Here is a 15,074-nt window from a genome sequence, read left to right as displayed (position 1 = left end):
TATTTCCTCCCTACTTCAATTCTGTCAAAAATTCTTCAAAAGCCAAGCCGCAGTTGTGCGGCAAGTCTAATTCTTCCGTGTATATCATGGTCTTAGTGATGAAATCGGCGGCCGTACAGACGGCTTCTATCAGCGGACGGCCCTGAACGACGATGCCTGACACGATGCCGGCGAAAACGTCGCCCGTTCCCGATCGGTCGCTGCCGATTTTCTTTGTCTTCAGCAGCTGCGGCTCTGCGCCGCGTTCATAAATATAATTGCCGATGTCTTCCCCGCAGTGAATTCCCGTAATGACCAGTTTTTCCGGCCCTAACCCCGATAATGCTCCAGCCATATCGCGCAGCTCTGCCAGCGTGGTACGGCCATCTTCAGGATAAGGAATCCGTAAAAGTCGGCACGCTTCGGTCAGGTTCGGCGTGATGACATCGGCATAGGGCAGCAGATGCCGCATGCCGCGGCACAGTTCCTCCGTATACGAGGAATAGAGCTTGCCGTAATCTCCCATGACAGGATCGACGATGACCGTCGTGCCCTCTTTCTTAAAGGTCCGCAAAAAGTCCAGCACCAGCTCGATTTGCTGCACCGAACCGAGAAATCCCGTCGATATGCCGTCAAAGGTCAAATTGTTTTCCTTCCAATTTTCCATGTACGGCTTCATTCGGTCCGTATAATCGTCAATATAGTACGTCGGAAATCCCGTATGAACCGACAAGATCGCCGTCGGCAATACGCAGGCCTGTATTTTCAGCGCCGAAATAATCGGCAGTTCTACGGCGACGGAACAGCGTCCGTATCCTGTCACGTCGTTGATCAAGGCAATTTTTTTCTGATGCTTCATACGCTACCTCGTTTCCCTAAAAACACTCCGCTGCCTTCTGCAATGCCGCTCCGACGGCCATAGCCGCTGCGACGTTAATCACTCCTTCACCGATCAGTCCCGGCGTCATGAGCAAGCCGGCTCCGGTGCTGCCGTATAACAAGGCGCCTGCCCCGGCATAGGCAATGACCATCCACAGCGCCGATACAGAAAAGGCCAGCAGCATCCGCATGGACAAGACCGAGGGCCGTTCTCCCGCTGCGGGTATCGCAGCCATACGGAAAACTATCTCTACCATGACCCATTTGATAACCAGCGTCGGAAGAATCCATATGGGGAATCCGCCTAACAAGTCAGAAAATGCCGAGCCGATAGATGCGGCGAATCCAGCCTGACGGCGCGGAAGAAACAGGATCAGCAGAAAAATAACGGCGTCGCCTAAGTGCGCATAGCCAAAGGGAATGGGAATACGCGGCATAAACGTCATCATAAATACGACAGCCATACAAACGGCAGTCATGCAAAGTGATTTTGTCGAAACAGGTTGTTGTCTTCTTGCTGTGTGCGAATACATAACGCATCCTTCCTTTCGGTCTCGACGCCGGCACAAGACGATGTTCTTTAATCTGTACCTTATTTTATTACAATAAAACGCCATAGTAAATAGGACAGATTGCGTTTTTTCTGTCAAATCACTTAGACATCCCCATATTTTTTGTTTTTGCTGCCAAAAAGCATACAAAAAAAGGCCCTGATCAGAGCCTTTTTCATGAATATCGTTATACTTCTTCGGGATAAGTCAATCCCCATTGCCGCCGCAGCGTCGTCATGGTTTCCATCACGTCGGCCGTATACTGCAAATACATGGCGTTGCCTTCGCCTGCTGCTGCTTGCTCCATGTGCAGGATTTCATAGCATAAAGCCATATCCGTATGGCCGGCTTCTATGATTTCCTGGCGGCCGTTATCTGTATACGTAACGACAGCCTTACTGCCGCGGGGATAATCATAGATTTCTATATATCCCCTGTCGAAAACGGCCGTGCCCCGCTTAGGCTGCTTGGCGTGAAGGGATAAAGATAACACGGCCATTTCTCCCGCTTCATTCTGCAGGAGGATACCGGACTGCTCGTCTACGCCACTCGGCGCTAAGGAGACTTGCGAAAGGACCTGCGTCGCCTTGGACGATAAAAACCAGCGGGCAAAGGATAAGGCGTACACGCCGATGTCGAGGAGCGCGCCGCCAGCCAGTTCCTTACTGAAAAAGCGATTGGTCATATCGTACGGCTTATAGCTGCCGAAGCTGGCCTGCACCAGGCGCAGCCGGCCTAACGCTCCCCCTTCGAAGCGCTTCCGCAGTTCTTCATACAAAGGCATGTGATATAATGTCATGCCTTCGGCTAAAATGCAGCCATTTTCCTGTGCCGCTTCCATGGCCTGGTTCAGCTCGCCGCTGTTGAGGGTAATGGCCTTTTCACATAAGACGTGCTTTCCCGCTTGCAGCGCCGGCAGGATGTATTCGATATGACGATTATGGGGCGTGGCGATATAGACGATGTCTACGTTGGGATCGTGCGCCGCGTCTTCCGGCCGGTCGTACACTGTTTCTATGCCGTACTGCCGGGCAAAGGCTACGGCCTTCTCCCGGGTCCGGTTCCCTACGCCATATATGCGGCCGCCGAGGCGTTCCGCACCTTGGGCAAATTCATGGGCAATAGTACCGCAGCCGATTATCGCCCAGTTATACCGCAGTTGATTCATAACGACCTCCTATACCCATTCCAACTCCAAATTTACGCCGGCTTCCCTGACCGGCACGACGTCGGCTAAGGCGCGCTTCGACGGGAAATCACAGCAGTGGGCAGCGTAGACGACGCCGGGCTGAAGGGCCTTAAAATAGGCAACGGTCTGCTCCAATACATCTGGATCCGGATTCATCAAGTGGAATCCGCCGACGACGGCGGCAATCCGCTCGTCCCGGCAGACGCGCTTGGCCTGCTCGATAATATTGCAGATACCGGCATGAGAGCAGCCGGCAATGACGACCAGCCCATCTTCCGACCGATAGGACAGCGCCGTGTCGTCGCAAACGAAATCGCTTTCCCACTGGCCGCCGACCTTCGTCTTGCCGATAGGACGATGGCCTTCAAAAGAATTGGTCTTTTCGATTTCTCCCAAATACGCCAGCTTAGGGCTGAGCCATAAGGGCTGCTTTTCCAAGCGCAGGGCGAAAACGCCTGAAAGGGCTTCAGCCGTCATTGGCGAGCCGATGTCCAGCGTTCCGACGCGTTTGGGAGCAAAGGCCGCCGGATGGGCCAGCAGGGGCACGCCGTAGCGTCCCAGCTTCTCATACCATTCGTGCAGATACAGCAGGCCCCGCGTGTGGTCGTTATGGCCGTGAGAAATGACGACGCCGTCGAGGGCATGCATCGGCAGATTCATGGAAAAGGCATTTTTCAGGAATATATCTGAATAGCCGGCGTCAAACAGCCATGTCTTGCCGTCTTCTTCCAGATAGTAGGAAAGGCCGGGCTCGCCGACGTAGTACTGGTCGATAAAGGTATAATTGTCTACTAATATTCGCAGCTTCACAGGCGTTTCCTCCTAGCAGGACAACAAATCCGACACGAGCTTGACGCAGTCCGCCGCATCCTTCGAATAGCCGTCGGCGCCGATTTCATCGGAAAAGCTGGCCGTTACGGCGGCTCCGCCGATGATGATCTTGCCGCCGTAGCCCTTCGCCGCCGCTTCGGCGATGACGTCCTTCATGCGCATCATCGTCGTCGTCATCAAGGCCGATAAACCGATAATCGAAGCCTTTTCTTCCAGCGCCGCGGCAACGATGGCCGAAGCGGGCACGTCTTTTCCCAAATCAACGACGCGGTAGCCGTAGTTGCGCAGCATCAGGCCGACGAGGTTCTTGCCGATGTCGTGGACGTCGCCTTCTACCGTCGCGATGACGACCGTAGCCGATTCTTTCTGGCCTTTCCTTTCAATAAGCGGCTCGAGCAGGGCAATAGCCCGTTCCATAGCGCTGGCACTGGCGATGAGCTGGGGCAGGAAATACACTTGCTGGTTGTACAGCTCTCCGACGCGGTTAATGGCCGGAATCAGGAGCTCGTCGATAACCTGCTCCGGCGACATGCCCCGAGCTACGGCTTCTTCAGCATAGCGGACAGCGGCGTCGCGTTCCCCATCGAGGACGGCTTGATATACCGGATCGGCAGCCGCTTTATCGGAAGATAGGATAGCAGTTTGCCCTCCAGTTGCCTGAGAGCGCTGTGCCGTTTCCGCTTCCTGCCGCTTTCGTTCTTCTTCCTTTGCGGTAAAATACTGCATCCGCTTGATATACGCCATATCGCCGCCCTCTTTGTTCATAAGCATATTCGACGCCGCGGCGACGTTCATGAGCATGTCCTGCGACGGATTGGCAATAGCCATGGTCAGGCCGCTGGCAATAGCCATAGCCAAAAAGGTCATGTTGACATAAGCCCGGCCAGGCAGGCCAAAGGAAATATTGGACAAGCCGCATACCGTCGGCAGGGCCAGGCCGTGCTTGCAGTGGATAAACGTTGCCAGGCAGTCGAGAGCCGCTGACGGCGCTGCGCCGACAGTGGCGACTAAGCCGTCGACGACGATATCTTCTTTCGTAAAACCCTGGGCGTAGGCCTCGGCCAACAGGGCATCCAATACGGCATGCTTTTCTTCTAGCGAAGCGGGAATGCCTTCGTCCGACAAGGGCAAGGCGATAAACATGGCCCCGTATTTTTTGGCGATCGGCAGGAGCTTGTCTATCTTTTCCCGTTCAAAGGAAATAGAATTGATCAGGGCACGGCCGGGATATATGCGCAGCGCTGCTTCAATGACCTCAGGATAGCTCGAGTCGATGCTCAGAGGTAATCCCGATACGGCCGTGATTTCATAAATAGCCTTGACCATCATAGCCTTTTCGTCGATGCCGTTCGTGCCCATGTTGACGTCGAGAATCGCCGCGCCGTTCTGTTCCTGTTCCCGGGCCATTTGGCGGACTAACGACAGCTTCCCTTGGCGCAGTTCCGCCTGCAGGGCCTTCTTCCCCGTCGGATTGATGCGTTCGCCAATAATCTGAAAGGGCCCGGATAAGGAAATTTCCGTCACCTGCCGTTCCGAGGCCAGTACACGGCGGCGTACGGCCCGAATCGGTCGGGGCGGCATATCCCGCACGGCGCCGCTCAAAGCCTTGATGTGTTCCGGCGTCGTGCCGCAGCAGCCGCCGACGATGCGGGCCCCCGCTTCGACGAGAAGTTTGCCGTCGCGGCCAAATTCTTCCGGCGTCATGCGATACACTGTCCGGCCGTCTTCCAATTCCGGCAATCCAGCGTTAGGCTTGGCCAGCAAGGGAATATCAGCGTAATCGTACATCGTCCGAATCATAGCTGCCATGTCTTCCGGTCCCGTCGAGCAGTTCACCCCGACGGCGTCGACGCCGAGAGACTGGAGCACGACGACGGCTGCTTCCGGCGGCGTACCGTACAGGGTGCGGCCGTCTTTTTCAAAGGTCAGGCTGGCCATAATCGGCAAATCGCAGATTTCTTTAATGGCCAGCACGCAGGCCCGCGTCTCCTGGAGACTCATCATCGTTTCGACAATAAACAAGTCGACGCCGCCGTCATACAAGGCCTTCGCCTGCTCTTTATAGATAGATACTAATTCGTCAAACGTCAGCTCGCCCATCGGATAGAGCTGCTGCCCCGTCATCGTCATGTCGCCGGCAACATAGGCCTTGCCCTGGGCCGCTTCCTTGCAGAGGGCGACGAGTTCTCCGTTTATCTGCGTCAGCTTGTCTTCCAGACCATATTCGGCCAGCTTCAGCCGGTTTCCCGTAAAGGTCGGCGCATAGAGGATCTGCGTCCCTGCCTCCACGAAGCGGCGCTGCAAATCCAGCAGGGCTTCCTTATGTTCCAATATCCACTGCTCCGGGCATACGCCGACAGGCATGCCGGCTTGCTGCAAATTCGTCCCCGTCGCCCCGTCCAGGACTACGATTCCCTGCTCCAGCAGGCAGCGAAATTCTTCTCGTGTCATCATCCATTACCCCTTATATATAACGCCGCAGCGTTAAAAATTCATGTATTCGATGTATGCCGACTGAAAAAAGTCGTTATTGGCCAGTATGACCTCATCGGCATGACGGCAGATATTCTTCATATCATCCAAAACAGCTTCGTCGGCCAGTACGGCGGCAGCTCCAGCCAGAGACGTATTGCCGGCCGCTGCCGTCTTATAAACCAGCTGCGGCGGCAGCAATCCAATGGCCGCGGCCTTGGCCGGCTGCAAATAATAGCCGAACCCTCCGGCAACATACACGCGGTCTATATCTTCGCAGGTCATCCGTTCTTCGTAGAGAAGGGTCTCAATACCGGCACGGATGGCGCTCTTTGCTAACTGAACCTCGCGGATATCCTTCTGCGTCATGACGATCTGCTCGCAGTCCAGCGTCGTCGCCAAGGGAAAACCCCGTCGAAAATACGGTTCCTTCAGCTTTCCCGTCGTATCGACAAGACCTGTCTCGACGAGGCCCGCCAGAGCCTCGATAACGCCGGTACCGCAGATGCCGACAGGCGGCGCGCTGTCAATGGTCCGTACCTTCGGCCGGACGCCGTTCATCGTCACGGCGCAGATGGCTCCGGATACGCTGGCCGTTCCCCATTGCAGGCTGCCTCCTTCCAATGCCGGACCGGCAGCCGTCGCCGTCGTCAGAAGGCCTGCTTCGCTGCGCAGAACCATTTCGCCGTTCGTCCCTAAATCGATCAGAAGCGTCGTTTCTTCCGGCTTCATGAGGCCGCAGGCCCAAATGCCGGCCGTTATATCAGCCCCTACGTAGGTGCTGATGCTTGGAAGCAAGGCGACGGGCTGACTGGAAAACCCATCGGACTTGCCGAATACATCCTTCCACAAGTACCAATCTCCGCCTAAGGAGACAGGATAAAAGGGCCAGGAACCCAACCCGCCGCAGTCCCAGCCCATCAGCAAATGGAGCATTGTCGTGTTGCCGGCAACGGCAGCCTTCAGGCATCGTTCCTTAGCCTGCGGATATGTATCCCACATCTGGTGAAACATCTGCTGCAAATCATGGCAGACAGCCTTGCGAAGCTGCGGCCCCTTGCCGCCCTTCGCTGCCTGTATGCGGCTTACGACGTCGGCTCCAAAGGCCCTCTGGCTGTTAGCCGCCGTAATCGTATGAACCGTGCGGCCAGTCGTCGTATCTACCAAGGAAAGAGCCAGCGTCGTCGTGCCGATATCGACGGCCAGGCCGTACGAATGCCCGGCGTCTGCTTCATGGGCGTCGCCATCTTGGCCAAGGACCGCCAGAACGCCGCGGTTCCCCTTGGGAATCACAATCTGCACATCTTCTGACGGTACGGCTTTACAGGCCAGCCGCCAGCCGGCAGCTAAATCGGCAGGCGTAAACAGTTCGCGGTCCTCCGGCGATGCGGCGACCGTCCCTTCTGCGACGCGGACGCGGCATTTTCCGCACCGGCCCGTTTCGCCGCAGGGAAAGCTGTCCATATATCCCTGCTGCCGCAGCCATCGGCTGATACGCATGCCCTTGGGACAACGAATATACTCTTCCTGCGTCTCTTCCTTCCGCAAGGCGCAGGACGCATTGCCGCAGCGCCGGCAATCGTGTTCTATATGAAATACGTCCGGGTCGTCTGTCAATTCATATAAAATTGCCATGGATTTCTCGGGCTGCAGCATATGATGCTCCGTCAGGGTCACGCCTAAGGTACGTCCGGCTTCGACGGCCTGCACCGCCTGTTCCTGCAGGGAAAAGCCGCAGTCCACGCCGGCCTCATGCCGACTGGCAATGCCGCAGCCCTTTTCACGGCAAAGGCCCCGTATCGCTTCGCCCAGCTGCCGTTCGAAAGAAAACAGACAGCTGTCCGCCATGGCGCTGAACAGGACGGCCTCCGAATACTCCTTGCGGGCGACGTACATAGCACTCTGCCGGCTCACGGCAGCCCCTATAGTCAGGACGGCGTACAATCCCATACGCCCCTGTCCGTCGTCGGCAAAGGCCAGGGCGGCTTTCGGCCGGACAACCTGACGGACGGGGCGCTCCAGCTCGGCAAATAAGGCCTTGCCCTGGGCCTGACTGGCCTCGTCCTTTCCATATCCGGCCAAAGCCAGGGATGCCGCGGCGTCAGGCCGAATATCTCGTCCTGCAATGATGCGAATATCCTTCACGGCCTCAGTCTCCTTCGTTCCACATGATAACCGCCATATGGCGACCCGTCTGTTCGCCGGCCTTGCTGGCTTTTCGGTACGAGAAAAAGAGGTCGTCGCGGCAATAGGTGCAAAGGCCTGCATCTTCCAAATGCTCCGCCCGAATGCCGGCGCGCAGCAAAAGCAGCCGATTCGCCTTCGGCAAATCGAAATAGTATTTATTTCCTGCCGGCCGGGTCAGTTCTTCCATCTCCAGGGGAGAAAACAGCTTGGCAAATGCATCGACGACTTCCTGCCCTACTTCAAAGCAGCAGGGCCCGATAGCCGGCCCTATGGCAGCCAGCACGTCATCCGGCTTCGTGCCGTAGGCCTCGCCCATGCGCCGCAGCGTCTCTGCCGCGATGTTTCCCGCCGTTCCCCGCCAGCCGCCGTGACTTACGGCGACAGCATGGTGCACGGGATCGCAGAACAACAAGGGCGTGCAATCGGCGAAATTCATCGTCAGCGGCACGCCGGCTTCATCGGTCATCAGGCCGTCGCACGACGGAATTGCGCTCTCCCGCTCCAAGGCCCCCCGTCCCCAGTCGGCTCGTCCGGCCTGAACGACGTTGACGCCGTGTACCTGATTGCAGCAGATGATGTGTTCCGGCACGACGTGCAGGGCCGACAAATAGCGGCGGCGGTTTTCCAGGACATGCCGCGGATCGTCGCCGCTGGAAAAGCTCATGTTGAGAGATGCAAAGGGAGCGCCGCTCACGCCGCCCTTCCGCGCCGATACGGCGGCGGTCACATTAGACAGCGCTTTAAATATATCAAAGGTAATATAAAAAATACCGTTTTTTTCTTGCAGCATCGCAGTTCCTCCTTGCTGACATACAAGTGACATCGTTACCATTATACAGAAAAATACCTGAAAAAACCAGCTATTTACCTGCCTTCCCCATGGCAGCCGACGCCGTTCTCCTGTAGATGAAGAAGGCCAGCAATGCCGCAACGCCTTCCGCTATCCAAAAGCAGTGCCAAATGCCGTCGGGGCCCCACAGGCTGACACAGACAAACGCTGCCGGAATGATGACGACGACGTAGCGCAGGAGGGAAATCAGCAGGGACGGTACGCCCTTCCCCAGTCCTTCAAGAGCTCCCGACGCCGTAACGGATAGGGCCGACACGATAAAGCCGCAGCTGATAATGCGCAGGGCCGACGCTCCGAGGCGTATCGTTTCGGGATTTTCCGTAAACCAACCTATGAGTACATCTGGAACAGCAAAGCAGACAACGGTTCCGCCGATCATGATGAGGCTGTTCAGCCCTAACGTCGTCCTATACAACGCGCCGACGCGGCCGTATTCCCCTGCGCCGAAGTTATAGCCGATAAGAGGCCGCACGCCCTGAATGATGCCGTTGGACGGCATATACAAAAAGGTCTGGAGTTTATAGTAGATGCCGAGGATGACGACGTATATCGGCGAAAAGGGCGCCAGCATGCCGTTGAGAGCCGATACGAGCAGCGACGGCAGGCCCATATTGAGCACGGCGGGAATGCCGATGCCGTATAGGCGCTTATCCAGCAGGGGATTCCATACCAGATAGGCCGACGAAATACGTACCTGCAGAGGCTTATACCGGCATACGGCAAGGTATACGGCCAGCGACACGGTCTGCCCCAGTCCCGTCGCCCAGGCCGCGCCGGCGATCCCCATAGCCGGAATGGGGCCGAAGCCGAAAATCAAAATGGGATCGCCGACGATATTCGTCAGACATCCGCAGATAAGGGCTATCATCGTCACATTCATCCTGCCGACGGCTTGAAACATCTTTTCATAGGCCAGGCCGATGGTCAATATCGTAGAAAACCCAAAAACAATATAGGCATAGGTTAGCCCCATGGATACGACAGCCTCGTCGTCGGTAAACATGCGCAGGAAAGACGGAATCAGGGCGAAGGTCACGGCTGTCAGCACGACGCCGTGGACAACGGATAGTACCATGCCGTGCGTCGCCGCCGTATGGGCTGTATCGTTCTGCTTAGCTCCCAGGCAGATGGAAATGACCGCGTTCAGGCCGACGCCGAAGCCTATGCTCACGGCGTTGACGAAGTTCTGCATGGGAAATACGAGTGATACGGCAGTCAGGGCATCTTCGCTGATCATGGCGACAAAAAAGCTGTCGATAATGTTATATAATGAATTGACGATCATCGATACGACAGCCGGCAGCGACATAGACGCGATGAGCGGCAATATCGGTTTCTCTTTCATAAAGGTTTCGTTCATACAATTACCTCCTACACGCAAAAAAGCCGCACGACTGCATGACGACAATCGTGTGGCTAAAAGATGACAATGTCCGGAAAAGTCCACAGATGACTTTTAGTAGATTCGTATGGAATTAGATAAAAACGCTTTCCATTGCCAAGACAGCGGCTAAAAACACGACGTTTGCCGCCGTAAAAAAGGCCAAATACCGCAGAGGACGGCAATGAGCCGTTCCCAAGTAGGCCTTAAAAGAGATGATGCTGGCCATAGAAGCGATAATCGTACCCAAGCCGCCGACGTTGACGCCCAGCAGCAGTTCCCGCGCTGCATCCGTATAGGGAGCGAGGAGAACGACAGTCGGCACGTTGCTCAGAACCTGGCTGAGCAGAAGGGACAGCATAAACTCATGGCCCTGCAGCAGCTGAGCCGGGCCTGCCGTCATAATCGGCAGACGGCCGATATTGCCTACGCCGATAAATAGAAAGATGAACAACAAGAGCAGCTTGTAATCGACGTCGCGAAATACCCGCCTGTCCGCCAAAACCAAGGCCGGGCAGACGATGAGAAACATCACCAGCGGCGTGATCAGGCGCAGGACTGCTAAGATACACACCCCAAACAACAGGGCAAAGACCAGCCCTTTTCGCCGCCCCATCGTCGGCGCCTCGCCGTCGGGCACGGAGACAGCCGTCTTGGGAATATAATACGTAACAGCCCACAGCAGCAGCCCGCTGAACGCCGTCAGCGGCCCCGTAATACGAAGAAATTCGGCTAAATTCATCTGATAATAGGAATAGATAAACAGGTTCTGCGGATTGCCGATAGGCGTTAGAATACTGCCCATATTCGCCGCAATCGTCTGAAAGGTCAGGACAAACAATAGCTGGTCTTCCATGCCTGCCGCCGAAAGTACGGCAATGGCCAGGGGCACAAAGATGATGAGCGACACGTCGTTCGTCACGGCCATGGAGAAAAAGAAGCAGCTGAATACGAAAAACTGCACGAGACGGCGCGCCGATACGGCTCCGGAAAACAATCGCCCGTAGGCATAGGTCAAGACGCCGCCGCGGCGAAAGCCGGCAATAATCGCCATCAGGCAGAACAACGTCGCCAGCAGCGGCGCGTTGATGCTCCCGACCAGCTGCTCCGGCGAAACGGGAACGGCAATCGTCGTCGCTAAGGCAAACAACGAAGCTATCGTCAAATCCGGATTTTGCCGCATATATAATTCTATCCGCTTCAGCGCGGCTATTCCCGGTACGGAAACCGACATGGCAACTCGTACTCGCTGTTGTACTTTCATTCGGCTTGTCTTCCTCCCTGCAATGATTTCTAGTAAGCTACTGTATTATAGCATGCCGCACGGCAGAATGCTACTAGCTGCATTCAATTTTTTCACAAAAAAAAAGACCCCGCTCAGGGTCTTTTTCATGGTGGAGATGAAGGGGCTTGAACCCTCGACCTCACGGATGCGAACCGTACGCTCTCCCAGCTGAGCTACATCCCCATGACATGTATTTATTATACAAGATTCATGGAGTTTTACAAGTCCTATTTTTAATTTTCCTGCCATTCCCTTAGCAAAAACGTCATTTCATAGCCTCACAATAGATCAAACGCTTGAAAACAGGAGAAAAAGAAAACGATACCATTACCTGCAAAGATAATCCTTTGAAAGGTACAGCTGCTCTAAACGGGCTGCACAAGGTTTCAAGGCTAGTGGTCTTACTTAGCCAAAAACACCGCATCGCACAGGACAACTGCAGGATGCGGTGTTTTCAGTTTTACAGATATATCCCTTGAAATGCAGTTTCTTCTGCCTTTTCCAACGGCTTTACTTGTTTAACGTACTGTGGCCATAGCCGTAAGCCAAGTAAATGACCAAGCCCAAAACCGACCAGATGGCAAACAGCACGAGCGTATGCCACGACAGCTGGGAAAAGACAAAGGCGCAGAATATAAACCCTAAGGGAGCAATGACGTGTACTGCCGGGCAGCGGAAACCTCTCGGCTTGTCCGGGTATTTGCGGCGCAGAACGAGAATGCCGACGCACGAGCACAGGAAAGCGAAAATCGTACCGGCACTGCACGTTTCGGCGACGATGTGAATCGGCGTGAAACCGGCGATGCACGCAACGAGAATGCCGACGACAATCTGAATAATATACGGCGTGTGGAATTTCGGATGGACCTTATACAAGCTCATGGGCATCAGGCCGTCGCGGCTCATGGAATAGAGGGCCCGGCTCTGGGCATAGAGCATGCACAGTACAACTGTCGATAACCCGCAGAATGCGCCGGTGCCGACGACAGCCGAGCCTAAATGAAGGCCGATGTATTCCAATACAAACGATGCCGGAGCAGCCGTATCAAGAAGGGGATACGGCACGACGCCGGTCATAGCGGCGCATACGGCGATGTACAAAATCGTACAGATAGCCAAGGCGGCGATGATGCCGATAGGCATATCCCGTTTCGGATTTTTCGTTTCTTCCGCCGCTGTGGACAAGGCATCGAAACCAAGGTAAGCAAAGAACAGCACAGCCGTGCCGGCGGCGACGCCGTGAATGCCGTACGGCAGGAAGGGCTGCCAATTCGCCGGTTCAATATGGGGAGCTGCTAAAAACAGGAATACGAAAATCGTGCCGATTTTGATGTACACGAGAATCCGGTTTACACGGGTACTTTCCTTTACGCCGATGACCAGCAGCGCCGTCGTGACGAGGACGATAAAGGCTGCCGGCAGATTGATGAGTCCGCCTTCAGCCGGCACGGCCGTAAGCGCTTTAGGCAAATCGATGCCGCACGAATGAAGAATACCGACAAAGTATGCCGACCAGCCGCCGGCGACGGCGCTGGCTCCAACGGAATATTCCAAAATCAGGCTCCAGCCTACCCACCAGCCGAATACTTCACCCAGCGACGCATAGGCATAGGTATACGAGCTCCCTGATACAGGAAGGAACGAGGCCAACTCCGAATACGCCAGGCAAACGAAGGTACAGGTAACGGCTGCCAGCACGAAGGACAGCATCAGGCCAGGGCCGGCATATTTAGCCGCGCCAATGCCGGTCAGGACGAAAATCCCCGTCCCGATGATGATTCCCAACCCCATGAGGGTGATGTCGAACGCTCCCAAGGCTTTCGTCAATTTTTTTTCTTCCGTAGTCTCCATCAAATCTTCGAAGGATTTACGGCGCAAAATGTTCATGCTTTTTTCCCCTTTACACTACAAATTCAGCGTAATGAACAAAACAGCTCCTAAGAATTAGGATTCCTAAGAGCTGTTTTATTATGCTTGCCTAAGAGTATATCATGTCACTTGGCAGTTGACAACAAAATTTTCTTAACTTGCTTTAGATTTTACTGCGCCCTTCCAAATCAGGCCGATGATAAACCCGGCGATGGCAAAGGAAATCCAGCCCATACCAATGGAATGGAACGGAACCATCGTATTGAAGAATGTATCGATGCCGCCGAGGGAAATACCGGCAGTCTGCGTACCAGCGATGAGGGACGGAATAATCGTCAGGCCCATCGTCCAAGCGTATACGCACTGACGGCCGCCGAAGGACTTGTGCAGGAACGTCAGGAATACGATCGCGACAACCTGCGGATAAATGAACATCAAAACGGGAATAGCCGCAACGATGATGGTCTTCAAACCGAACATAGCGACGCCGAAGGACCAAACGGAGAAAATCGTTACCCAGCCTTTATAGCTGATCTTCGGAATCAAGCGGTTGAAGTATCTCGCACAGGACGAAATCAGGCCGATAGCCGTGGACAAGCAGGCCAGCAATACGATGATAGCCAGGATGATAGCCCCTACGTCGCCGAAGAGGATCATAGCGCTCTTGGAAAGTACCGGCGCGCCCGTGTCCTGAATGCCGAATGCCATAACGCTGTCGGCGCCGATCTTGGAAATAAAGATGTAGACGAAAGCCAGGCAGCCGACGGCGATGATGCCGGCCTTAAATACTTCCTTCGTCACTTCTTCCGGCGTAGACGTGCCGTCTTCTACGACGAATTCTACGACCAAGATAGCGAAGATAAGCGATGCGATGGCGTCCATCGTGCCGTAGCCGTCGATGAAGCCCTGTACGGTCGCCAGCATAGGCGTCGCGTATTTTTCCGTCGCTTCAAGAGGCGTGCCGAGCGGCGTAATGAACGACTTAACGATAAGAACTAAAATGACAAACAGCAAGGTCGGCGTCAGAATCTTGCCGATACGGTCAACGAGCTTGCTCGGCGATACGGACAGCCACCACGAAACGACGAAGAAAACGACCAGGAATATGGTCATAACCATGTCGCTGCCGCCGTCAGACAAGAACGGACGAACGGCGATTTCATAGGAAACGCTGCCCGTTCTCGGCGTAGCAAAGCAAGGCCCGATCGTAAGCGATGAAATAACTGCGAAGAACAATCCGAACTTCGGATGCACGCGGCCTGCCAGCTCCTCCAAGTCTTTACAGCCCGAATAGCCGATAGCCAGTACGCCCAGCAGCGGAAGGCTAACGCCTGTCAGAACGAAGCCCAAAACGGCCCACCAGACATTCACGCCTGCGTTCTGCCCCATAGATGCCGGGAATATCAAGTTGCCGGCGCCAAAGAACAAGGCGAACAGCATTAACCCGATAGCTACGGTTCTGTTTTGTTTCTTTTCTCCCATATGAATTCCTCCTAACCCTTTTAAATTTTTCGCTACATATAAATAAGGACGGGAATAAAGTGTAGCATACATTAAATAATTTAATCTTTGCGATTACGTTATCTAATCTATGATGTTAT

Annotated in this window: 11 protein-coding genes and 1 tRNA gene; all 12 read right to left on the bottom strand. The window is 54.8% G+C overall.

Annotation, left to right across the window (positions count from 1 at the left end):
• Positions 1–10: 10 nt before the first annotated feature.
• The 12 genes from DKB62_RS00215 to brnQ all read right to left on the bottom strand — a co-directional run bounded on the left by DKB62_RS00215 (position 11) and on the right by brnQ (position 14,955).
• Complete coding sequence (locus tag DKB62_RS00215; RefSeq protein ID WP_095628833.1) at positions 11–838, bottom strand: pyridoxamine kinase; 828 nt, start codon at positions 836–838, stop codon at positions 11–13.
• A gap of 16 nt (positions 839–854) precedes the next feature.
• Positions 855–1,391 (bottom strand): ECF transporter S component, encoded by a 537-nt coding sequence (locus DKB62_RS00210; protein ID WP_107195523.1) that lies wholly within the window; start codon positions 1,389–1,391, stop codon positions 855–857.
• A gap of 205 nt (positions 1,392–1,596) precedes the next feature.
• Positions 1,597–2,577, bottom strand: a complete 981-nt coding sequence (locus tag DKB62_RS00205) for a Gfo/Idh/MocA family protein (protein ID WP_107195524.1) — start codon at positions 2,575–2,577, stop codon at positions 1,597–1,599.
• Between the two features lie 9 nt (positions 2,578–2,586).
• On the bottom strand, positions 2,587–3,408 hold the full coding sequence (locus DKB62_RS00200; RefSeq protein WP_095628830.1) for an MBL fold metallo-hydrolase: 822 nt from the start codon (positions 3,406–3,408) through the stop codon (positions 2,587–2,589).
• Positions 3,409–3,420: 12 nt separating this feature from the next.
• Positions 3,421–5,883 carry a homocysteine S-methyltransferase family protein gene (locus tag DKB62_RS00195; RefSeq protein ID WP_232818743.1) on the bottom strand — a complete coding sequence of 821 codons (2,463 nt, stop codon included), beginning with the start codon at positions 5,881–5,883 and terminating at the stop codon, positions 3,421–3,423.
• 30 nt (positions 5,884–5,913) lie between these two features.
• On the bottom strand, positions 5,914–8,046 hold the full coding sequence (locus DKB62_RS00190; RefSeq protein ID WP_107195526.1) for an ASKHA domain-containing protein: 2,133 nt from the start codon (positions 8,044–8,046) through the stop codon (positions 5,914–5,916).
• Positions 8,047–8,050: 4 nt separating this feature from the next.
• Positions 8,051–8,878, bottom strand: coding sequence for a peptidoglycan editing factor PgeF (gene pgeF, locus DKB62_RS00185; protein ID WP_107195527.1), 828 nt, complete (start codon positions 8,876–8,878; stop codon positions 8,051–8,053).
• A 70-nt stretch (positions 8,879–8,948) separates the two neighbouring features.
• The gene (locus tag DKB62_RS00180; RefSeq protein WP_107195528.1) at positions 8,949–10,298 is read right to left on the bottom strand and encodes an MATE family efflux transporter; all 1,350 of its coding nucleotides are present in this window, start codon (positions 10,296–10,298) and stop codon (positions 8,949–8,951) included.
• 115 nt (positions 10,299–10,413) lie between these two features.
• Positions 10,414–11,583 carry an SLC13 family permease gene (locus DKB62_RS00175; RefSeq protein WP_107195529.1) on the bottom strand — a complete coding sequence of 390 codons (1,170 nt, stop codon included), beginning with the start codon at positions 11,581–11,583 and terminating at the stop codon, positions 10,414–10,416.
• A gap of 128 nt (positions 11,584–11,711) precedes the next feature.
• Positions 11,712–11,787 (bottom strand) — tRNA-Ala (locus tag DKB62_RS00170).
• A gap of 327 nt (positions 11,788–12,114) precedes the next feature.
• Entirely contained in the window at positions 12,115–13,491 is a 1,377-nt protein-coding gene (locus tag DKB62_RS00165) for an amino acid permease (RefSeq protein WP_087477360.1), read from the bottom strand.
• A gap of 135 nt (positions 13,492–13,626) precedes the next feature.
• The gene (gene brnQ / locus DKB62_RS00160) at positions 13,627–14,955 is read right to left on the bottom strand and encodes a branched-chain amino acid transport system II carrier protein (protein WP_107195530.1); all 1,329 of its coding nucleotides are present in this window, start codon (positions 14,953–14,955) and stop codon (positions 13,627–13,629) included.
• Positions 14,956–15,074: the final 119 nt, after the last annotated feature.

Origin of the sequence: Megasphaera stantonii (assembly GCF_003367905.1) — a bacterium.
Taxonomy (GTDB): domain Bacteria; phylum Bacillota; class Negativicutes; order Veillonellales; family Megasphaeraceae; genus Megasphaera; species Megasphaera stantonii.
This window is presented reverse-complemented; position numbering and strand designations above follow the sequence as displayed.